Consider the following 18,947-nt stretch of genomic DNA (forward strand, 5'->3'; position numbering starts at 1 on the left):
CCTCAGCTGATCCTCAGCTGAGTGTCTCCAGCCTGATCCGGATCACTTTCCCCACCACCGAAGCGAGCGCTTCGATGCGGGCAATCGCCGCGTCGACCTGCTTTTCGCGCGTTTCATGGGTGATCATGATGATGTCGGTGTGCTCGTCGCCACGGGTTTCTTTCTGCAGTACCGCGTCGATCGAGATGGCGGCGTCGGCCAGCACCCGCGTCAGGTCGGCCATCACGCCGAGCTGGTCGCTCACCCGCACGCGCAGGAAGTAGCTGGTCGTGATGTCGGCCATCGGCAGGATCGCCACGTCGGTCATCTCGTTCGGCTGGAAGGCCAGGTGCGGCACGCGGCAGTACGGGTCGACGGTGGCCAGGCGTGTCACGTCGACCAGGTCGGCGATCACGCTTGATGCGGTCGGCTCCGCACCCGCGCCCTTGCCATAGTAAAGAGTGGAACCGACCGCGTCGGCTTCGACCAGCACCGCGTTCATGGCGCCTTCGACGTTGGCGATCAGGCGTGCGGCAGGGATCAGGGTCGGGTGCACGCGCAGTTCGATGCCCTCGACGCCGTCGACCGTGGCGCGGCGCGTGATGCCGAGCAGCTTGATGCGGTAGCCGAGCTGTTCGGCGTAGCGGATGTCGAGCGCCTGCAGCGCGCTGATGCCCTCGACGTGGGCCTTGTCGAACTGCACCGGGATGCCGAAGGCGATCGCCGACATGATCGTCAGCTTATGGGCCGCGTCGACGCCTTCGATATCGAAGGTCGGGTCCGCTTCGGCATAGCCGAGTTCCTGGGCCTGCTTCAGGACGACGTCGAAATCGAGGCCCTTGTCGCGCATTTCGGACAGGATGAAATTGGTGGTGCCGTTGATGATACCGGCCACCGATTCGATGCGGTTCGCCGTCAGGCCTTCGCGCAGCGCCTTGATGATCGGCACGCCGCCGGCGACGGCCGCTTCGAAGGCGACCATCACGCCCTTTTCCTGGGCGGCGGCGAAGAGTTCGTTGCCGTGCAGGGCCAGTAAAGCCTTGTTGGCGGTGACCACGTGCTTGCCGTTGGCGATGGCGCGCAGCACGAGTTCGCGCGGCAATTCGTAGCCGCCGATCAGTTCGACGACGATGTCGACGTCCGGGCTGTCGACGACCTGGAATGGATCGTCGACGATCTGGCAGTTTCCGCCGGTCAGGCGCGCGGCACGCTCGGTGTTGCGGGCGGCAACCATGGTGATCTCGATGCCGCGGCCGGCGCGGCGGCGGATATCTTCCTGGTTGCGTTGCAGCACATTAAAAGTGCCGGCACCGACGGTGCCGATGCCGAGGAGGCCAACTTTGATGGGTTTCATGGTCTGTTCTTGATGGTTTGGCGCAGATAATCAGCGCGCGTGGCGTCGTCGGTAACCGTCGAGGAAGCGTGCGATGCGCGCACAGGCATCCGTCAGGTCGTCGGAATTGGGCAGGAACACCAGCCGGAAATGGTCGGGCGAGTGCCAGTTGAAGCCGGTGCCCTGCACCAGCAACACCTTTTCCTCGCCCAGCAGTTCGCAGATGAATTGCTGGTCGTCGGCGATCGGGTACATCGCCGGGTCCAGGCGCGGGAACATGTACAGCGCCGCTTTTGGCTTGACGCAGGTAACGCCCGGAATATCGGTCAATAACTTGTGGGCCAGGTCGCGCTGCTTGAGCAGGCGCCCGCCGGGGCCGACCAGATCGTCGATGCTCTGGTAGCCGCCGAGCGCGGTCTGGATCGCGAACTGGCCGGGGGCGTTGGCGCACAGGCGCATCGAGGCCAGCATGTTGAGGCCGTCGATGTAATCCTTCGCGTGGCGCTTCTCGCCCGAGACCACCATCCAGCCGGCGCGGTAGCCGCAGGAGCGGTAGTTCTTCGACAGGCCGTTCAGGGTCACGAACAGCACGTCGTCGGCCAGAGAAGCGATCGAATCGTGCTGGGCGCCGTCGTACAGCACCTTGTCGTAGATTTCGTCGGCATAGACGATCAGGCTGTGCTGGCGCGCCAGCTCCACGATCTCGAGCAGGACCTCGCGCGGATACAGGGCGCCGGTCGGGTTGTTCGGGTTGATGACGACAATCGCGCGCGTGTTCGGCGTGATCTTCTTGCGCATGTCGGCGATGTCCGGCATCCAGCCGGCCTGTTCATCGCAGATGTAGTGCACCGGCGCGCCGCCGGCCAGGCTGACGGCGGCGGTCCACAGTGGGTAGTCCGGCGCCGGCACCAGCACTTCGTCGCCGTTGTTGAGCAAGCCCTGCATGGCCATGACGATCAGTTCGGAGGCGCCATTTCCCAGGTAGATGTCGTCGATACCGACGCCGGCGATTTTCTTTTGCTGGGTGTAATGCATCACCGCCTTGCGCGGCGCAAACAGGCCCTTCGAATCCGTATAGCCGGCCGCGCCGTGCATGTTGCGGATCATGTCCTGCATGATTTCGTCGGGCGGATCGAAACCGAAGACGGCCAGGTTGCCGATATTGAGCTTGATGATCTTGTGGCCGTCGTCTTCCATCTGGCGCGCCTGGGCCAGGGCCGGGCCGCGGATCTCGTAGCAGACATCGTCGAGCTTGTTCGATTTGAGAATCGGTCGCAAATTTATCACCCTTTTTGTCAGCTACTGTCGCCCGCATGTTGCAGTGCGAAAAATACCATTCTGCCGAAAGCTTCCGATTTAAGCAACCTTCGCCCCGCCCCGCGCGCATGCGGGGCAAAAGTGACAGAAAGGTTACAATGGCAACCCATTCGCCCTCATCCAGCAATGCCATGAAACTTCATTCCGACAGTACCCAGCAGTACCAGACCGTCACCGGCTACGATGCCTCGGGCGTGGAAATCAATGCCGAGCGTTTCAACCACAGCCTGCTGGTGATGCCGGAAACCCCGCCGCGCCCGTGGGACGTGACCCGCTTCGAGGACTTGCAGGCTGCGCACTTCGAGCAGATCGCCGCCGATGCACCCGACGTCGTCATCCTCGGCACCGGCGAGCGCCAGCGCTTCGTGCATCCGCGCCTGATCCAGTCCCTGTCCGCGCACCACATCGGCGTCGAATCGATGGATAGCCAGGCCGCCTGCCGCACCTACAACGTGCTGATGGGCGAAGGCCGCAAGGTGACGCTGGCGCTGATCATCGACGCCGCCGCGGCAGCCTGATACGCGCTGCGCACCGCGCTATTGAATGGCCGGGTTGCGCCCGCATATCGGGTTGGCGCTTGACAGTTCGGCATGCCAGACTGGCATCGACGCCAATGCTTGATTATCATGAGCGCTATGCAGGATGGCACGAGGCCGATCCTGCCCCACCAGTCCAGGAGAACCCCGTGGCCGACAGCCCCAGCGCAGCAACCGTAGAGAATTTTTCCGCCGCAATGACCGGCGACCAGACCTTCCAGTTCACCGGACGTCCGGCCAAATATACGGTGCTGTATTTCTACCCCAAGGACAATACACCCGGCTGCACCACCGAGAGCATGGCCTTCCGCGACAAGCACGACGAGTTCGTGGCCGCCGGCGCCGAAGTGTATGGCATCAGCCGCGATTCGCTGCGCTCGCACGAAGGCTTCAAATCCAAGCTCGGCCTGCCCTTCGAACTGATCTCCGACCCCGAAGAACAGATGTGCAACCAGTTCGGCGTCATGAAGAACAAAATGATGTATGGCAAGCAGGTACGGGGGGTCGAGCGCAGTACGTTTGTCGTTGACGCTCACGGCCGATTGGTGAAAGAATGGCGTGGCGTGAAGGTCGCCGATCACGTCGATGAAGTGCTCGCATTTGTGAAGAGCCAGCCGTAAAACACGGCTCCAGTCCGACAACTTTACTGGACAAACCCCGTTATTTTGAGTCAACCCGTTTTTAGATCAGCATCACTCCAACCTGGCTGCCTGCCACGCCGCCCTTGCGGCCCTGGCCCGCGCCTTTCGCTAGTCTGCTTTACCCCGGTTGCATCTACTCCGCCCGCCAGTGCTTTCAACGCGCTGGCGCGAGCGTCCTCCACTTTATTAGATTGAGAACCTGATGCCACTACCAAAAATGCCAACCAAGCCGGCCACATTGCTGCCGGTGAACGAATACCCCAAAGCCGAACCCGGCAAGTCTCCCGTGCGCGCCGTTGCCGCAGCGCCGACTGAAGCCGATCCCGTCGAAGACCTGATCAGCGGTAAAGCCGTACCCGCTTCCAAATCGAGCCGTGCGCGCAAGAACAAGGCCGCGCCGCTGGCCGCCGTGCCAGCACCAAAAGGCGAAACCGCGACCTGGCCGGCGCATGCCGAGACCGGCACCGTCGCCAAGCTCAAGGAAACCGACCAGGACGAACCGCATCCGGCCAAGCACAAGCCGGTCGAGGTCAACGTCAAGTCCTCCACCAGCCGCAAGGCCGACCGCTCCGGCAAGACCAAGGTGTTCGTGCTCGATACCAACGTGCTGATGCATGACCCGACGAGCCTGTTCCGCTTCGAGGAACACGACGTCTACCTGCCGATGATGACGCTTGAGGAACTCGACGATCATAAAAAAGGCATGTCGGAAGTCGCGCGCAATGCACGCCAGGTTTCGCGCACCCTCGACGCCCTGATCGCCGACATCGACGACGACGGCATCGAGTCGGGCATCGAACTGGCCAAGCTCGGCAACAAGGATGCCAAGGGCCGCCTGTTCTTCCAGACGAAGCTGCAAAGCGGTCCCCTGCTGCCCGAAGGCTTGCCGGTCGGCAAGGCCGACAACCAGATCCTGGGCGTGGTGAAAGCGCTGGCCGCCGAGCAGCCCGAGCGTGCCATCGTGCTGGTGTCGAAAGACATCAACATGCGCATCAAGGCGCGTGCGCTGGGTTTGCCTGCGGAAGACTATTTCAACGACCACGTACTGGAAGACACCGACCTGCTGTACTCCGGCATCGTCCAGCTGCCGGACGATTTCTGGGACAAGCACAGCAAGAACATGGAATCGTGGCAGGAAAACAAGAACGGCAACAACGCGATGTTCTACCGCGTGAACGGCCCGTTCATTCCGAGCCTGCTGACCAACCAGTTCGTCTTTCTCGAGCCATCCGCCGGCGAAGCGCCGCTGTATGCGCAAGTCAAGGAAATCAACGGCAAGACAGCCGTGCTGCGCGTGCTGCGCGACTACAGCCACACCAAGAACAGCGTCTGGGGCATCACCGCGCGCAACCGCGAACAGAACTTCGCCCTGAACCTGCTGATGGACCCGGAGTGCGATTTCGTCACCCTGCTGGGCCAGGCCGGTACCGGTAAAACCCTGCTGGCACTGGCCGCAGGCCTGGCGCAAGTGCTCGAAACCAAGCTCTACAACGAGATCATCGTCACCCGCGTGACGGTGCCGGTGGGCGAGGACATCGGCTTCCTGCCGGGTACCGAGGAAGAAAAGATGTCGCCGTGGATGGGCGCCTTCGACGACAACCTCGAAGTGCTGAACAAGACCGATTCCGACGCCGGCGACTGGGGCCGCGCGGCGACGCAGGACCTGATCCGTTCGCGCATCAAGATCAAGTCGCTCAACTTCATGCGCGGCCGCACCTTCGTGAACAAGTTTCTGATCATCGACGAGGCGCAGAACCTGACGCCGAAGCAGATGAAGACCCTGGTCACGCGCGCCGGTCCCGGCACCAAGATCCTGTGCCTGGGTAACATCGCGCAGATCGACACGCCTTACCTCACCGAGGGTTCGAGCGGCCTGACCTATGTGGTGGATCGCTTCAAGGGTTGGGGCCACAGCGGGCACGTGACGCTGGCGCGCGGCGAGCGTTCGCGCCTGGCGGATCACGCGAGCGACGTGTTGTAAGCGGTTTCGTTTCAAGCAAAAACCTGCGCGCCGCGAGGCCCGCAGGTTTTTTTTATCCCCACGGCAGCAGCGGACCGTAGGGTGGGCACTTGTGCCCACGCGGATCACAAGTTGATATAACCGCACCCCATCATCACCGGGGCAGCAAGCGATCCAATCATTTGCATGAGCACCCATCGACCATACGCCGCACCGCGTGGGCACAAGTGCCCACCCTACGGTACGCCACGGCTGCGCAGGCAAAAACAAAAACGCCCGGCACAAGGCCGGGCGTTTTTACGTTCGCACGAACGCGATTACATGATGTGCTTGCCGATCCACCACGCCACCGCCGCCATGAAGGCCGATGCCGGGATGGTGAAGATCCACGCCCAGACGATGCTGCCCGCCACGCCCCAGCGCACGGCCGAGGCCTTTTGCGAGGCGCCCACGCCGACGATGGCGCCGGTGATGGTGTGGGTGGTCGAGACCGGGATGCCCCAGAAGCTCGCCATCAGCAAGGTCATCGCGCCGCCGGTTTCGGCACAGAAGCCGCCGACCGGTTTCAGCTTGGTGATCTTCTGGCCCATGGTTTTCACGATGCGCCAGCCGCCGAAGAGCGTACCGAAGCTGATCGCCGCATAGCAGGAAATGATGACCCAGGCCGGTGGCAGGGTATCGGTCGGGCTGACGTGGCCGGAAGCGATCAGCAACATCCAGATGATGCCCATCGTCTTTTGCGCGTCGTTACCGCCGTGGCCGAGCGAATAGCCGGCCGCCGAGGCCAGCTGCAGGCGGCGGAACCAGACGTCGACCTTGCGCGGCGTGGATCGTACGAAAATCCAGGACACCAGCAGCATCATGATGGACCCGAGCACGAAGCCGAGCATGGGCGCGACGACGATGAAGATGACGGTCTTCCAGAGACCCGCGGCAACCAGCGCGCCGGTGCCAGATTTCGCCACCGCGGCGCCGACCAGGCCGCCGATCAGCGCGTGCGAGGACGAGGACGGAATGCCGTAGTACCAGGTGATGATGTTCCAGACGATGGCCCCGACCAGGGCCCCGAAGATCACGTAATGGTCCACCACGTGCGGGTCGATCGTGCCCTTGCCGATCGTTTGCGCCACCTTCATGCTGACCACGAAGATCGCCAGGAAGTTGAAGAATGCGGCCATGGCAACGGCCGACTGCGGTTTCAGCACCCCGGTCGAGACGACGGTCGCGATCGCGTTCGCCGAGTCGTGGAAGCCGTTCATGAAGTCGAAGACCAGTGCGAGCAGCACCAGCAGACCCAGCACATAAATGCTGATAGTTAAATGTTCCATGATTATTCTTGTTCTGCGCGGGCGTTACGCGTTCTCGACGATGATGCCTTCGATGATGTTGGCGACATCTTCGCAGCGATCGGTGACGGTCTCGAGGATCTCGTAGATCGCTTTCATCTTGATCAGGTTGCGCACGTCCGGCTCGTCGCGGAACAGTTTGCTCATGGCGGCGCGCATCACGTGGTCGGCATCGGATTCGAGGCGGTCGATTTCTTCGCAGATGGCGACGATCTTCTGGGCGTTGCCCATGTCGTGCAGCAGGCCGACGGCGGCTTGCACGCGTTCGCAGCAGGACAGGCACAGCTCGGCCAGGCGCTTGGCTTCCGGGGTGACGGCGTGCAGGTCGTACAGGGAGATGGTCTGGGCCGCATCTTCCATCATGTCGAGGATGTCATCCATGCGGGTGATCAGCTTGTGGATGTCGTCGCGGTCGATCGGGGTGATGAAGGTCTTGTGCAGCAGGTCGACCGTGGCGTAGGTGACCTTGTCCGCCTGCTTTTCGATGCTTTCGACGGCGTGCGTGCGGGTTTCCAGGTCGTCGAAGTTGGTCATCAGGCCAACCATTTCTTGCGCACCCTTTACGCACAGCGCGGCGTGCTGGTTGAACAAATCAAAAAACTTGCCCTCGGTGGGCATCAGGCGTCCAAACATTAAAGATTCTCCGTGATAAAACTCTTGGGACTGCGAGGGGCCGGGACCAGACGGTCCCGGCGACGGCGCAATAGCGGCTTAATCGCCTTGATAAACGGCGAGGTTACCGCTGTAGTTGCCAAACTTGGTGTACTGGCCGATCCAGGTCAGGCGAATCGCGCCGATCGGACCGTTACGCTGCTTGCCGATGATGATTTCGGCGGTACCTTTATCGGGCGAGTCGGGGTTGTAGACCTCGTCGCGATACAGGAAGATGATCACGTCCGCATCCTGCTCGATTGCGCCGGATTCGCGCAAGTCGGACATCACGGGACGCTTGTTCGGACGCTGTTCCAGCGAGCGGTTCAGCTGGGACAGCGCGATCACCGGGCAATGCAATTCTTTCGCCAGGCCCTTGAGCGAACGCGATATCTCGGAAATCTCGGACGCCCGGTTGTCGCCCGGCTGGCTACCCTGCATCAGCTGCAGGTAGTCGACAATAATGAGGCCGAGCTTGCCACACTGTCGCGCCAGGCGGCGCGCGCGTGCGCGCATCTCGATCGGATTCAATGCCGGCGTCTCGTCGATGTAGAGCTGGGCATCGTTCATCTTCTGGATGGCGTGCGTCAGGCGCGGCCAATCCTCGTCGTTCAGGCGGCCGGTACGCAGGCGGTGCTGGTCGAGCTGGCCGACCGAACCGAGCATACGCATGGCCAGCTGGGCGCCGCCCATCTCCATCGAGAACACGGCGACCGGCAGGCCGGCTTCGATGGCGACGTTCTCGCCGATGTTCACCGAGAATGCAGTCTTGCCCATCGACGGACGGCCGGCGACGATCACCAGGTCGCCCGGCTGCAGGCCCGAGGTCATGCGGTCGAGGTCGATGAAGCCGGTCGGCACGCCGGTAATTTCGCCCTGGTTCTCGCGCGAATACAGTTCGTCGATACGCTCGACCACCTGCGTGAGCAGCGGCTGGATCGGATTCCAGCCCTGCTGTCCGCGCGCGCCGGATTCGGCAATGGCGAAGATCTTGGATTCGGCTTCGTCAAGCATCTGCTTGACTTCCTTGCCTTGTGGATTGAACGCATTGCCCGAAATTTCGTCGGCAACGGTAATCAGCTTGCGCAGGATGCCGCGGTCGCGCACGATCTCGGCGTAGCGGCGGATATTGGCGGCGGATGGCGTGTTTTGCGCCATCGCGTTCAGGTACTGGAGGCCGCCCACGTCGTCGGCTTTGCCGAGCGAGACCATGGCCTCGTAGACGGTAATCACGTCGGCCGGCTTGCCGCTGTTAATCAGGCGCACCATCTGTTCGAAGATGATGCGGTGGTCGTAGCGATAAAAATCGTCCGCGTGCATGAAGTCGGCAATGCGGTCCCAGGCCGCATTATCGCGCAGGAGGCCGCCGATGACGGACTGTTCTGCTTCGATGGAATGCGGGGGAATGCGCAGCGATTCGATTTGCGGATCTGCGGGGGTATTCATGGCGGGCATTATAACCCCTCCCGTCACACGGCTGAAATAATTGGTTAGTTTCCACGCATAAAAAAAAGCCGGGCGAACCCGGCTTTTCTTTTACGCAACAATGCGTTGCGCGTGTGCTCGGCTGCTAATTAAGCAGCTTCGCCGACGACGGCGATCGTGATTTCCACGACTACGTCGGTGTGCAGTGCGACGGCAACCGGGTGCTCGCCGGTGGTCTTCAGCGGACCGGTCGGCAGGCGAACCTGTGCTTTTTCGACTGCGAAGCCTTGCTTGGTCAGCGCTTCGGCGATATCGAAGTTGGTGACCGAACCGAACAGGCGACCGTCAACGCCGGCTTTCTGGGCGATGGTGATGGTCATGCCGCTCAGCTTGTCGCCCTGGGCTTGCGAAGCCGACAGCTTTTCGGCTGCCGCTTTTTCCAGTTCGGCGCGCTTGGCTTCGAACTCGGCCTTGGCCGATTCGGTAGCGCGGCGGGCCATCTTTTGCGGGATCAGGAAGTTACGTGCGTAACCGTCCTTGACCTTGACCACGTCGCCCAGGTTGCCGACGTTAACAACTTTTTCCAAAAGGATAACTTGCATATTTTTCTCCAGGATGTTCTGAACTGTACGACGCGATTAAGCGTTGTGCAGGTCGGTGTACGGCAGCAGCGCGAGGTAGCGTGCGCGCTTGATCGCGGTATCGACCTGACGCTGGTAGTGCGCCTTGGTGCCGGTCAGACGTGCTGGCATGATCTTGCCGTTTTCCTGGACGAAGTCCTTCAGGGTGTCGACGTCTTTGTAATCGACCTGTTCCACGTTTGCAGCGGTGAAGCGGCAGAATTTCTTACGCTTGAACAGCGGGTTCTGCTGTTTGCGCTTGAGTTTTTCTTTGGCCTTGTTTTTGTCGAACTTTTTACCGAATGCCATTTGAGGCTCCTGTATCTAAATGGTGGCCGCTAATTAATTAAGCGGCAGCACTGAAATCAATGATGTGAAACACCAGGGCTTTACTGTTGCGATTCTTTTTGGCCAGGAATCCCGTGAACTGGTGGGCGGCACCCAGTTCCGCGCTGGCGAAGCGGCCCGAAATCTCACCCGCGGCGAACGCGGCAATTTCGAACTCGACCAGCCGCTCGACCCCTGCCTCTACCTGCTGCGAACTGTGCATCAGGATTGCCGAGACGACCGGCACGCCGGCGGGGGTGTAGCGCAGTACGTCGCGTTCAGCGATGGTGGCGACGACTTGTAACTGGTTCACTTCTTCAACGCGGGGCACGCGGCCCGTTCACGCTTCCTGGCAAAAAAATTAGGCAGCAGCTGGGGCTGGAGCTGCGGCAGCCGCTGGGGCTTCCGAGCGGTGGCTCTTGGCTGCGTCTTCGCGCTGGACCGACTTCATCATTGGCGATGGTGCGGTTTCAGCTTTCTTCATCTTCACGGTCAGGTGACGCAGCACGGCATCATTGAACTTGAATGCGGTTTCCAGCTCGACCAGGGTCTCGTTGTCGCACTCGATGTTCATGCAGATGTAGTGTGCCTTCGGCAGCTTCTGGATCGAGTAAGCCATCTGGCGACGGCCCCAGTCTTCGACGCGATGGATGTTACCGCCGCGTGCGGTGACGCTGGCCTTGTAACGCTCGATCATCGCCGGGACTTGCTCGCTTTGGTCCGGGTGGACGATAAAAACGATTTCATAATGACGCATGCAACACTCCTTGAGGACGTTTAAACAAATGCCCACCTCGGCGTCAAGACGAGTGTGGGAAGGGAAAGCCGGCAATTATAGCGCGACTGCGGCATTGACGCAATCGCCGGCGATATTCGGCGAGCCGTCGCCCGCTTGCGACACTTGCTGGGCGGGAATCGCGCGATTAGCGACAAATAATCGGAATTCCCCTTGCATTCGCCCAAATACTGTACAAAAATACAGTCTACTCATACAACCATGCCGTAACACCATGCTCAAGCTCACCGCAAGGCAAGAACAGATCCTTAACCTGATCAAGGAAGCGATCGACAATACCGGCTTCCCGCCGACCCGCGCCGAAATCGCGAAGGAGTTGGGCTTCAAGTCGGCCAATGCAGCCGAAGAACACCTGCAAGCCCTGGCGCGCAAAGGCGCGATCGAAATCGTCTCCGGCACCTCGCGCGGCATCCGCCTGATCGGCGCGTCGGTCACCACGCCGGCGCCGCTGCCGGTGCCGCACGTCCCGGCCGCCCTGCTGATGTCGCTGCCGCTGGTCGGCCGCGTCGCCGCGGGTTCGCCGATCCTGGCGCAGGAACACGTCGAAGCCACCTACAACGTCGACCCGGCCATGTTCGGCGCGCGTCCCGACTTCCTGCTGAAGGTGCGGGGCTGGTCGATGCGCGACGCCGGCATCATGGATGGCGACTTCCTCGCCGTCAAAAAGATCGACAGCGCCAAGAATGGCCAGATCGTCGTCGCCCGCATCGGCGACGACGTCACCGTCAAGCGCTACCGCAAGACTGGCGAAACGATCGAACTGCTGCCGGAAAACCCGGACTTCACGGTCATCCGCGTCGAGCCGGGCGACGAGTTCGCGCTCGAAGGCCTGGCGGTGGGATTGATGCGCAGCTGGCACTAAGGCACCTGGCACCAAACACCTGGCACTACCGCAGCTGGTACTAAGCCCAGCAAAAAAAAGCCGCGCGAGCGGCTTTTTTTACGTCTGCTGTTCCCGGGATCAGTTGTAGTTGCGCTTGCGCGCCTCGATATCGCGCGCGCGCTCTTCCGAAGGACCGCTCTCGACGATGGCGTTGCGCTCCTTGACATAGGCCGTGGTGGCGCTGCGCCATGCGGCCACGTCGGCCAGCACCAGTTTCGAACCGACGCGCGCCTCCTCGCTCAGGTTTTCCTCTACCCCAGCCAGGCGCTCGCTGGCGCGCATCGTTTCAGCCTGGTTCATCAGCTTGACGATATCGGCGGGAATACGCTTGACCAGCGGCGCGGCGGCCTTCAGGTTGGTCACATAATCGTTGAAGCAATTTTGCCATTTGGCGATGCTGGCCGAGACGCGCTCGATGTCCTCGCTTTGCTTGGAGACCGCTGGAATACGCGGCACGGTGCAATTGAACTTGCCGGTTTTCAGGTCTTCGCCCTGGTATTGCTCGACCCAGTGCAGGATTTCCGCACGGCGCGTGCCGCGCTGCTTGATGAGCTCGATCGAGGCAAGCGCTACCGCATTGCCTTTTGCCGCCGCCTTGCGGAACCAGGTTTCCGCCTTGGCCTCGTCCACAGCGCCGGCTTCGCCATAGAAGTACATTTCGCCGAGGTGCTGCTGGGCTTCGACATTGCCCGCGTTCGCCAGTTTGGTGTAGGCCGCGAGGGCTTGCGGGTAAGCCTTGCTGGCGAACAGGGCGTTCGCGTCGGACAAGGCATCGGCGTGGACGGCGGAACAGGCGAGCAGGCCCGCAAGGAAAAGGACACGTTTCATGAATGGCGGCGGCAAGGTCAAAACCCATGATACCGCGAGCTCATCCTTCCCTCAACTGCCATTACGCCGCTTTACGCCCTGCCCGTTCCCTGCTGCGCCGGCGCCGTCCGCACGCCGGTTCAGCGGCCCGACAGCGCGCGGTTGTCGGTCGAACCCGGCAGCCTGTAACGCATGTCCTCGGTGACCCGTGCGGTTTCGATCTCGGCTTGCTTGCGGCGCTGGTTTGCTTCGGTCACGAAGTTCCTGGTCGACTTTTCCCACGCATCCCGTTGCGCCAGCGTCGCGGCCGCCTGCGCCTGCGCATCGCTCATGATCTGGCGGTACAAGGGGTCGATGTGCGCCTGCACGCGTTCGAACTCGGCCGGGCTCATCATGTCGAGCACCTCTTGGGGGATCACTTTCCCTACCGGCATGGCGTTGCTGAAATTCTCGACAAAGCCGTTATAGCAGGCCTGCCATGACGTGAACCTGGCCTCGGTGGCGGCGATTTCCGCATTGGTTTTGGAGACAGCGGGAAACGCCGGCGCTGGACAGGCAAATTTTCCTGACCGCAGTTCTTCGCCGCGATACGCGCTCATCCAGTAGTCGATGTCGGCGCCGCGCGTTTTGCGGCGCTCGAGGATCGGCAGCGATTCCCTGGCGTCCTGGTTGCCGGCGGCGGCCGCTTTCGCCATCCATTCGTTCGCCGCCTGCAGGTCCTGGGCGGTACCGTCGCCGTACCAGTACATTTCGCCGAGCCGGAACTGGGCTTCCGCATTACCGGCCTTGGCCGCCGTGGCATACAGCGGCAAGGCCTTGCCATATTCCCTGGCTGCCAACAAGCGGTTTGCTTCGGACAAGTCGTCGGCACTGGCGCCGAGGCTCACGAACATCAGGCAAAGCAACAAGCGGCGCATCGCAGTCTCCCATGGTGTTATTGAACCATCATAGGAGGATCATTCCATTAGTGCAATGTGCAGTGCATTAACTTGGCCGGCATTCCCGAGGCGGCGCCCGGGAATACCGGCCATGATCTCAGCGGCCGCCGCCAGACGGTGCCGGCAGCGTCGGCGCCGACGGTGCCGGACCCGGACGCTGCATTGCCGCGTTATCCTGCCAGCCCTTGCGACTGTCGACAATGCGGCGCGTCTCTTCGCGCTGCACGCGTTCCACACGTTGGTTTTCTTCCCTGGCGAAGCGGCTGGTGGCCGATTCCCATGCGAGCTGCTGCTGCTTCACCTGGTCCGCTTCGCGCTCCGAGCTGGTCAGCACCGTGCGATACACCGACTCGATGTGCGTGCGCGCGCTGTCGATTTCCCGCGGTGTCATCATGTCGAGCACGTCGGCCGGAATGCGCTTGGCGACCGGCGCCGTCGCATTCAGGTTGGCGACGAAGCCGTTATAGCAGGCGCGCCAGCCCGCGATCGCCGTACGGGTGGCGTCGATGTCCGCGTTGCTCTTCGACACAGGGGGAATGGTAGGGGATGTGCATTCGAACTGGCCGGCTTGCAGGTCGGCGCCGTCGTATTTGCCGGTCCAGTAGGCGATCTCGCCGCCGCGTGTCTTGCGGCGCTCGAGGGCGGCAAGGGCTTCCCTGGCGTCCGTGTTGCCACCAGCGGCCGACTTCTCGAACCAGCGCTGGGCGGCTTGCAGGTCTTGCGGAGCGCCATCGCCATACCACGCCATTTCGCCCAGGCGGAACTGGGCTTCGGCGTTGCCGGCGTTGGCAAGGCGGGTGTACAGCGGCAAGGCCTTGCCGAACTCGTTCGCCATCAGGTATTTATACGCATCCGTCATGTCGTCCGCCATTGCGGCAGAACTGACGAGCAGCAGGGAAAGCAGGATCCGGCGCATACCACCTCCAATGAATGTTTGGAATTTGATAGTAGAGCGCCGCTATGCATCATGCAACACTTGTTACATGCGAAACATTAGGCCCGGTTTCGAGGCTTACATACCCAAGGCCGCGCGGAAATCCTCCAGCAGATCATCCGTATCCTCGATCCCCACCGAAACCCGGATCAGCGACTCGGCAATGCCCATGCTGGCGCGGCGCTCGGCGCCCATCTCGAAGAAGATCGTGTGCGCCACCGGAATCACCAGCGTGCGCGTATCGCCCAGGTTACTGGCGGGGATCGCCAGCTGCAGCCGGTTCAGGTAATCGAAGGGATCGATATCGGCGCGCAGTTCGAAACTGAGCAGCGAGCCGGCCGAGCGGAACAGCTCGCTCGTCAAGCCATGCTGCGGATGGGACGCCAGGCCCGGATAGTGGACTGCCGAGACACGCTCATCGCTTTCGAGCATCCGTGCCAGCGCCAGCGCGTTGGCGCAGGTGCGTTCCATGCGCAACGCCAGGGTTTCGGCGCCGACCGCGATGTGGTGCGCCGCTTCCGGCCCCAGGGCGGCGCCGAAGTCGCGCAGGGCTTTCGCACGCAATTGCGCCATGCCCTGGGCGGCGGGCGGCTGCTTGCGGAAGTTCGCCGCGATGTTCGGGAAAGCGCTCCAGTCGTACAGGCCGGTATCGGTCAGCGCGCCGCCGAGGGCGATGCCGTGGCCGGCGATCGATTTCGTCAACGAATTGACGACCAGTCCGGCGCCGACCGCTTTCGGACGGAACAGATACGGCGTGGTCATGGTGTTGTCGACCACATACAGGATGCCGCGCGCGCGGCACAGCTCACCGATGCGCGCCAGGTCGGCCACTTGCGTGCGCGGATTGGCGATCGTCTCGACGAACACCAGGCGCGTGTTTTCCTTCAGCACCGCCTCGACATTGCCGGCATCGGTGGCATCGACGAAATCGACCTCGACGCCCTGCCCCGCCACCGTCTGCCACAGGCTGTTGGTGTTCCCGAACAGGAAGCTCGAGGAGACGATATGGTCGCCTTCCTTGAGCAATGCCTGGAACAGCGCGCCGATGGCGGCCATGCCGGTGCCGAAACACAAGGACGCGACGCCGTCTTCCATCCGCGTGATCTTGTCTTCCAGCGCCGCCACCGTCGGGTTGCCCTGGCGGCCATAGCGGAAACCCGGCTCCTTGCCCTGGAACACCGAGGCCAGCTGGCGTGCATCGTTGTAGCCGAACGCGACCGAGGTATGGACCGGCTTGTGCAGCGAACCCTGCTCGATCGCCTTGCGGCGGTCGTTGTGCAGGATGGTGGTGGTAAAACCGTAGCTTTTCTTGTCGCTCATGCGTGCCAGTCCTTATTCGGCGGGAACCGCGGGATTGAGATTGAGCTGGGTGCGCACCACGTCTTCCTGGGACACGCCCTTGCCGCCGTTATGGCGTGCGCGCTCCAGGTTGTCGAGGTAAGCGGGCGTCACGTCACCGGTGACGTACACGCCATCGAAGCACGACGCCTCGAAATTCGACAAGGCCGGATTCACGTCCGAGATCGAGCGTTTCAGGGCATCGATGTCCTGGTAGACCAGGCGGTCGGCCGTGATCTCGGCGCACACCTCTTCCACCGTGCGCCCATAGGCGATCAGCTCGTCGCGGGTCGGCATGTCGATGCCGTAGACGTTCGGGAACAGCACCGGCGGCGCCGCCGAGGCGAAGAACACTTTACGCGCGCCCGCTTCGCGCGCCATCTGCACGATCTCGCGGCTGGTGGTGCCGCGCACGATCGAATCGTCGACCAGCAGCACATTCTTGCCCTTGAATTCGGAGCCGATGGCGTTGAGTTTCTGGCGCACCGATTTCTTGCGCATGCCCTGCCCCGGCATGATGAATGTACGGCCGATATAGCGATTCTTGATGAATCCTTCGCGGTATTCGACGCCGAGTTTCAGTGCCAGCTGGATCGCCGCCGGACGCGACGAGTCGGGAATCGGCATCACCACATCGATTTCCTCGACCGGGATTTCCTTGCGAATCTTGTCGGCCAGGTATTCGCCCATTTTCAGGCGCGTGGCGTAGACCGAGGCGCCGTCGATCACCGAATCCGGACGCGCCAGGTAGACGTATTCGAAGGCGCACGGGTTGAGCGACGGGTTCTCGGCGCACTGGCGCTCGTGGAAGCTGCCATCCTCGCCGATGAACACGGCTTCGCCCGGCGCAATGTCGCGCAGGAAGCGGAAACCGATGCCCTCGAGCGCCACCGATTCGCTGGCGACCATGTATTCGACGCCGTTCTCGCCCTCGTTCATGCCCAGGCACAGCGGACGGATGCCGTACGGGTCGCGGAAGGCCAGCATGCCGTGGCCGGCAATTTGCGCCACGACGGCATAGGCGCCGCGCACGCGGCGGTGCACGACAGCGACCGCCTTGAAGACGGCTTCGGCGTCGAGCGAATAGCCGTTGGCCGCTTCCTGGATCTCGTGCGCCAGGACATTCAACAGCACTTCCGAGTCGGAATTGGTGTTGATGTGGCGGCGGTCGTTGCGGAACAGCGCCTCTTTCAGCTCGGCCTGGTTGGTCAGGTTGCCGTTGTGCGCGAGCGTGATGCCGAACGGGGCGTTCACGTAGAACGGCTGCGCTTCTTCCTCGCTCGATGAACCGGCGGTCGGATAGCGGCAGTGGCCGATACCGGTATTGCCATGGAGCGAACGCATGTTACGGGTGCGGAACACGTCGCGCACGAGGCCGTTGGCCTTGTACATCGCGAACATGCTGCTGTGATTGGTTGCAATCCCCGCCGCGTCCTGGCCGCGGTGCTGCAGCAGCAGCAATGCGTCATACAACAACTGATTGACGGGGGTTTGCGAGACGACGCCGACGATGCCACACATGGTGCGCTCCTAAGAACTGAATGCTGTTACAGGAAATGTAAAACGGGAATTCAAAACGGATGGTTCACATCTTTATGTGCTGCGCCAGCGCAGCAGGGAGAAATGGCTTGACGGTGCGCGCTCCGGCCTCGGCCAGTGGGGAAAACAGCGCGTCTTTCCAGAATGCTTGTTGGGGAATGGCGGTCATCGAACACAATATGACGGCGGCCAGCACGATTACAATCCCGCGCGCCAGGCCGAACAGGCCGCCGAGGCCACGGTCCGCCAGGCTCAGGCCGGCGGCATCGACCAGGGCGCCGATGGCCAGCGACAACAGGCCCATCAGGATGCGCACGCCGAGGAACAGGGCAACGAAGGCCGCGATCAGCCGCGCCGTGTCGCCTGGAATCATATCCGGTAACAGCGGCGCGAGGCGCGCACCATACATATTGGCGACGACAAAGGCGACGACCCAGCCCACCAGGGACAGGATTTCTTTTACTAAACCACGCATGGTGCTGATCACAACCGAGGCCACCAGCACGAACAACACCAGGTAATCGAATATCGTCACAGTACCCGAAACATCAAACAGGTACCAGGAACCCGCCCAGGCCCATGCTGCCGAGCTTGGCCTTGGTGCGGTCGGCTTCCTCGCGGCTGCCGAACGGACCGACCTGTACCTTGATCAGGGCGCCGGACTTTTTTGTGAAGGAACTGATGCCGCCGGCGCGCAGGCGCGCCTGCAGCTCGTCGACCTTTTCCTGGGTGGCCAGGGCGGCAACCTGCACCACAAAGCGTTGATGCGCTTCGGCTTTGGTTTCCGCCTTGTCCTCGGCGCGTGGATGCGATTCGGCCGGCTTGGTCGCAGGCTTGCCTTCGAGCAGCGCCAAGGCACGGGCCGCTTCGCTGTCTTTCGCCTTGGGCGCGACCGGCTTTTCTTCAGGCTTTTTCACCGGCGGCTTCTCGACTGGCTTGTCGGCCACCTTGCGCTCGACGGGTTTCGGTTCCGGCTTGTGCTCGACAGGCTTCGAGTCGGGCTTCAGTTCGGCTTTGTGCTCGACCACCTTCGGCGCAGGCTTCGGTTCGACCTTCGGCTTGCTTGCGGGTTCGCTGTACACCAGCGGCGGCGGTTCGTCCTGGACCGGCGCTTTTGCGACCGGCGCCGCGGCGGGACGGGTTGCCGGCGTTTCCGGCGGCGGCGCGATGATTTCCTCGTCCTGGTCGACGCTCTCGGCGGCCGGCACCGGGCTGGCCGGCAGCGGCAGCGCGGGCGCCTTTTCTTTCGATGGAATCTGGATGGCGATGTCGCCGTTCAGCGGACGCGGCTCGGAGTCGAGCAGCATCGGCAAGCCGACCGCGGCGGCCAGCGCCAGCGCGACCGCGCCGACCAGGCGGCGCCGTGCGCGCTTCTTTTCGGGAAGCATGGGGTCGCCACCGCTGCGGCTGCGGCGCGAACCGCCCTGTCCGCTTTCATTGGCCTGGTTGGCATGCGACGCGCGCCGGGCCCGGGCCTGGCGCCCGAACTCGTCGTCGTCGCGGGAAAAATGGCCACTGTCCTGGGCGGTATCTTGCTTGTTTTTGCTGAAAATCGAGAACAAGCCCATGCGTCTGTA

At 62.3% G+C, this 18,947-nt stretch carries 20 protein-coding genes; 4 read left to right on the plus strand and 16 right to left on the minus strand.

Features of this window, described 5'->3' with window-relative positions; all coding sequences use genetic code 11:
* Window positions 1–13: 13 nt before the first annotated feature.
* Both IFT60_RS06680 and IFT60_RS06685 read right to left on the minus strand, forming a co-directional pair.
* On the minus strand, window positions 14–1,333 hold the full coding sequence (locus IFT60_RS06680; protein ID WP_192050838.1) for a homoserine dehydrogenase: 1,320 nt from the start codon (window positions 1,331–1,333) through the stop codon (window positions 14–16).
* Window positions 1,334–1,363: 30 nt separating this feature from the next.
* A complete protein-coding gene (locus IFT60_RS06685) occupies window positions 1,364–2,590 on the minus strand; it encodes a pyridoxal phosphate-dependent aminotransferase (protein WP_192050840.1) in 1,227 nt (408 codons plus the stop codon).
* 170 nt (window positions 2,591–2,760) lie between these two features.
* On the opposite strand from IFT60_RS06685, the gene IFT60_RS06690 reads away from it, so the two are divergent.
* The 3 genes from IFT60_RS06690 to IFT60_RS06700 all read left to right on the plus strand — a co-directional run bounded on the left by IFT60_RS06690 (window position 2,761) and on the right by IFT60_RS06700 (window position 5,787).
* Complete coding sequence (locus IFT60_RS06690; RefSeq protein ID WP_192050842.1) at window positions 2,761–3,147, plus strand: Mth938-like domain-containing protein; 387 nt, start codon at window positions 2,761–2,763, stop codon at window positions 3,145–3,147.
* 167 nt (window positions 3,148–3,314) lie between these two features.
* Window positions 3,315–3,785, plus strand: coding sequence for a peroxiredoxin (locus IFT60_RS06695; RefSeq protein WP_374000803.1), 471 nt, complete (start codon window positions 3,315–3,317; stop codon window positions 3,783–3,785).
* Between the two features lie 223 nt (window positions 3,786–4,008).
* Window positions 4,009–5,787: a PhoH family protein gene (locus IFT60_RS06700; protein ID WP_192050847.1), complete on the plus strand. Its 1,779-nt coding sequence runs from the start codon at window positions 4,009–4,011 to the stop codon at window positions 5,785–5,787.
* A gap of 296 nt (window positions 5,788–6,083) precedes the next feature.
* Here IFT60_RS06700 and IFT60_RS06705 read toward each other — a convergent pair whose 3' ends face one another.
* The 7 genes from IFT60_RS06705 to rpsF all read right to left on the minus strand — a co-directional run bounded on the left by IFT60_RS06705 (window position 6,084) and on the right by rpsF (window position 10,892).
* The gene (locus IFT60_RS06705; RefSeq protein ID WP_192050848.1) at window positions 6,084–7,094 is read right to left on the minus strand and encodes an inorganic phosphate transporter; all 1,011 of its coding nucleotides are present in this window, start codon (window positions 7,092–7,094) and stop codon (window positions 6,084–6,086) included.
* Window positions 7,095–7,118: 24 nt separating this feature from the next.
* Complete coding sequence (locus tag IFT60_RS06710) at window positions 7,119–7,745, minus strand: DUF47 domain-containing protein (protein ID WP_192050851.1); 627 nt, start codon at window positions 7,743–7,745, stop codon at window positions 7,119–7,121.
* A 78-nt stretch (window positions 7,746–7,823) separates the two neighbouring features.
* Window positions 7,824–9,209 (minus strand): replicative DNA helicase, encoded by a 1,386-nt coding sequence (locus IFT60_RS06715; protein ID WP_192050854.1) that lies wholly within the window; start codon window positions 9,207–9,209, stop codon window positions 7,824–7,826.
* Between the two features lie 128 nt (window positions 9,210–9,337).
* On the minus strand, window positions 9,338–9,790 hold the full coding sequence (rplI, locus tag IFT60_RS06720; RefSeq protein WP_192050856.1) for a 50S ribosomal protein L9: 453 nt from the start codon (window positions 9,788–9,790) through the stop codon (window positions 9,338–9,340).
* Window positions 9,791–9,826: 36 nt separating this feature from the next.
* On the minus strand, window positions 9,827–10,117 hold the full coding sequence (gene rpsR, locus IFT60_RS06725; protein ID WP_056332995.1) for a 30S ribosomal protein S18: 291 nt from the start codon (window positions 10,115–10,117) through the stop codon (window positions 9,827–9,829).
* Window positions 10,118–10,154: 37 nt separating this feature from the next.
* On the minus strand, window positions 10,155–10,448 hold the full coding sequence (priB, locus tag IFT60_RS06730; RefSeq protein ID WP_192051130.1) for a primosomal replication protein N: 294 nt from the start codon (window positions 10,446–10,448) through the stop codon (window positions 10,155–10,157).
* Window positions 10,449–10,496: 48 nt separating this feature from the next.
* Window positions 10,497–10,892 carry a 30S ribosomal protein S6 gene (gene rpsF / locus IFT60_RS06735; protein WP_192050859.1) on the minus strand — a complete coding sequence of 132 codons (396 nt, stop codon included), beginning with the start codon at window positions 10,890–10,892 and terminating at the stop codon, window positions 10,497–10,499.
* Window positions 10,893–11,145: 253 nt separating this feature from the next.
* Here rpsF and lexA point away from each other — a divergent pair, with 253 nt between their 5' ends.
* A complete protein-coding gene (gene lexA / locus IFT60_RS06740) occupies window positions 11,146–11,793 on the plus strand; it encodes a transcriptional repressor LexA (protein WP_192050861.1) in 648 nt (215 codons plus the stop codon).
* Window positions 11,794–11,892: 99 nt separating this feature from the next.
* On the opposite strand, the gene IFT60_RS06745 is transcribed toward lexA, so the two are convergent.
* The 7 genes from IFT60_RS06745 to IFT60_RS06775 form a co-directional block, all read right to left on the minus strand.
* Entirely contained in the window at window positions 11,893–12,642 is a 750-nt protein-coding gene (locus IFT60_RS06745; RefSeq protein WP_192050864.1) for a tetratricopeptide repeat protein, read from the minus strand.
* 119 nt (window positions 12,643–12,761) lie between these two features.
* Complete coding sequence (locus IFT60_RS06750) at window positions 12,762–13,538, minus strand: tetratricopeptide repeat protein (RefSeq protein ID WP_192050866.1); 777 nt, start codon at window positions 13,536–13,538, stop codon at window positions 12,762–12,764.
* Window positions 13,539–13,656: 118 nt separating this feature from the next.
* The gene (locus IFT60_RS06755) at window positions 13,657–14,475 is read right to left on the minus strand and encodes a tetratricopeptide repeat protein (protein WP_192050869.1); all 819 of its coding nucleotides are present in this window, start codon (window positions 14,473–14,475) and stop codon (window positions 13,657–13,659) included.
* 96 nt (window positions 14,476–14,571) lie between these two features.
* Window positions 14,572–15,813 carry a cystathionine gamma-synthase family protein gene (locus IFT60_RS06760; protein WP_192050871.1) on the minus strand — a complete coding sequence of 414 codons (1,242 nt, stop codon included), beginning with the start codon at window positions 15,811–15,813 and terminating at the stop codon, window positions 14,572–14,574.
* A 12-nt stretch (window positions 15,814–15,825) separates the two neighbouring features.
* A complete protein-coding gene (gene purF, locus IFT60_RS06765; protein WP_192050873.1) occupies window positions 15,826–17,352 on the minus strand; it encodes an amidophosphoribosyltransferase in 1,527 nt (508 codons plus the stop codon).
* A 64-nt stretch (window positions 17,353–17,416) separates the two neighbouring features.
* Window positions 17,417–17,905 (minus strand): CvpA family protein, encoded by a 489-nt coding sequence (locus IFT60_RS06770; RefSeq protein WP_192050875.1) that lies wholly within the window; start codon window positions 17,903–17,905, stop codon window positions 17,417–17,419.
* Between the two features lie 13 nt (window positions 17,906–17,918).
* Entirely contained in the window at window positions 17,919–18,938 is a 1,020-nt protein-coding gene (locus tag IFT60_RS06775; protein WP_192050878.1) for an SPOR domain-containing protein, read from the minus strand.
* Window positions 18,939–18,947: the final 9 nt, after the last annotated feature.

The organism is Massilia sp. CFBP 13721 (genome assembly GCF_014842025.1).
Taxonomy (GTDB): domain Bacteria; phylum Pseudomonadota; class Gammaproteobacteria; order Burkholderiales; family Burkholderiaceae_D; genus Telluria.

Excerpts from the sequence above, each read along its gene's own strand:
- IFT60_RS06690 (WP_192050842.1), top strand. The coding sequence starts at position 2,761 with ATGAAACTTCATTCCGACAGTACCCAGCAGTACCAGACCGTCACCGGC.
- IFT60_RS06700 (WP_192050847.1), top strand. The coding sequence starts at position 4,009 with ATGCCACTACCAAAAATGCCAACCAAGCCGGCCACATTGCTGCCGGTG.
- rpsF (WP_192050859.1), bottom strand. The coding sequence starts at position 10,892 with ATGCGTCATTATGAAATCGTTTTTATCGTCCACCCGGACCAAAGCGAG.
- rplI (WP_192050856.1), bottom strand. The coding sequence starts at position 9,790 with ATGCAAGTTATCCTTTTGGAAAAAGTTGTTAACGTCGGCAACCTGGGC.
- IFT60_RS06760 (WP_192050871.1), bottom strand. The coding sequence starts at position 15,813 with ATGAGCGACAAGAAAAGCTACGGTTTTACCACCACCATCCTGCACAAC.
- IFT60_RS06755 (WP_192050869.1), bottom strand. The coding sequence starts at position 14,475 with ATGCGCCGGATCCTGCTTTCCCTGCTGCTCGTCAGTTCTGCCGCAATG.
- IFT60_RS06775 (WP_192050878.1), bottom strand. The coding sequence starts at position 18,938 with ATGGGCTTGTTCTCGATTTTCAGCAAAAACAAGCAAGATACCGCCCAG.
- IFT60_RS06710 (WP_192050851.1), bottom strand. The coding sequence starts at position 7,745 with ATGTTTGGACGCCTGATGCCCACCGAGGGCAAGTTTTTTGATTTGTTC.
- IFT60_RS06715 (WP_192050854.1), bottom strand. The coding sequence starts at position 9,209 with ATGAATACCCCCGCAGATCCGCAAATCGAATCGCTGCGCATTCCCCCG.
- IFT60_RS06750 (WP_192050866.1), bottom strand. The coding sequence starts at position 13,538 with ATGCGCCGCTTGTTGCTTTGCCTGATGTTCGTGAGCCTCGGCGCCAGT.
- IFT60_RS06680 (WP_192050838.1), bottom strand. The coding sequence starts at position 1,333 with ATGAAACCCATCAAAGTTGGCCTCCTCGGCATCGGCACCGTCGGTGCC.
- lexA (WP_192050861.1), top strand. The coding sequence starts at position 11,146 with ATGCTCAAGCTCACCGCAAGGCAAGAACAGATCCTTAACCTGATCAAG.
- IFT60_RS06745 (WP_192050864.1), bottom strand. The coding sequence starts at position 12,642 with ATGAAACGTGTCCTTTTCCTTGCGGGCCTGCTCGCCTGTTCCGCCGTC.
- purF (WP_192050873.1), bottom strand. The coding sequence starts at position 17,352 with ATGTGTGGCATCGTCGGCGTCGTCTCGCAAACCCCCGTCAATCAGTTG.
- rpsR (WP_056332995.1), bottom strand. The coding sequence starts at position 10,117 with ATGGCATTCGGTAAAAAGTTCGACAAAAACAAGGCCAAAGAAAAACTC.
- IFT60_RS06705 (WP_192050848.1), bottom strand. The coding sequence starts at position 7,094 with ATGGAACATTTAACTATCAGCATTTATGTGCTGGGTCTGCTGGTGCTG.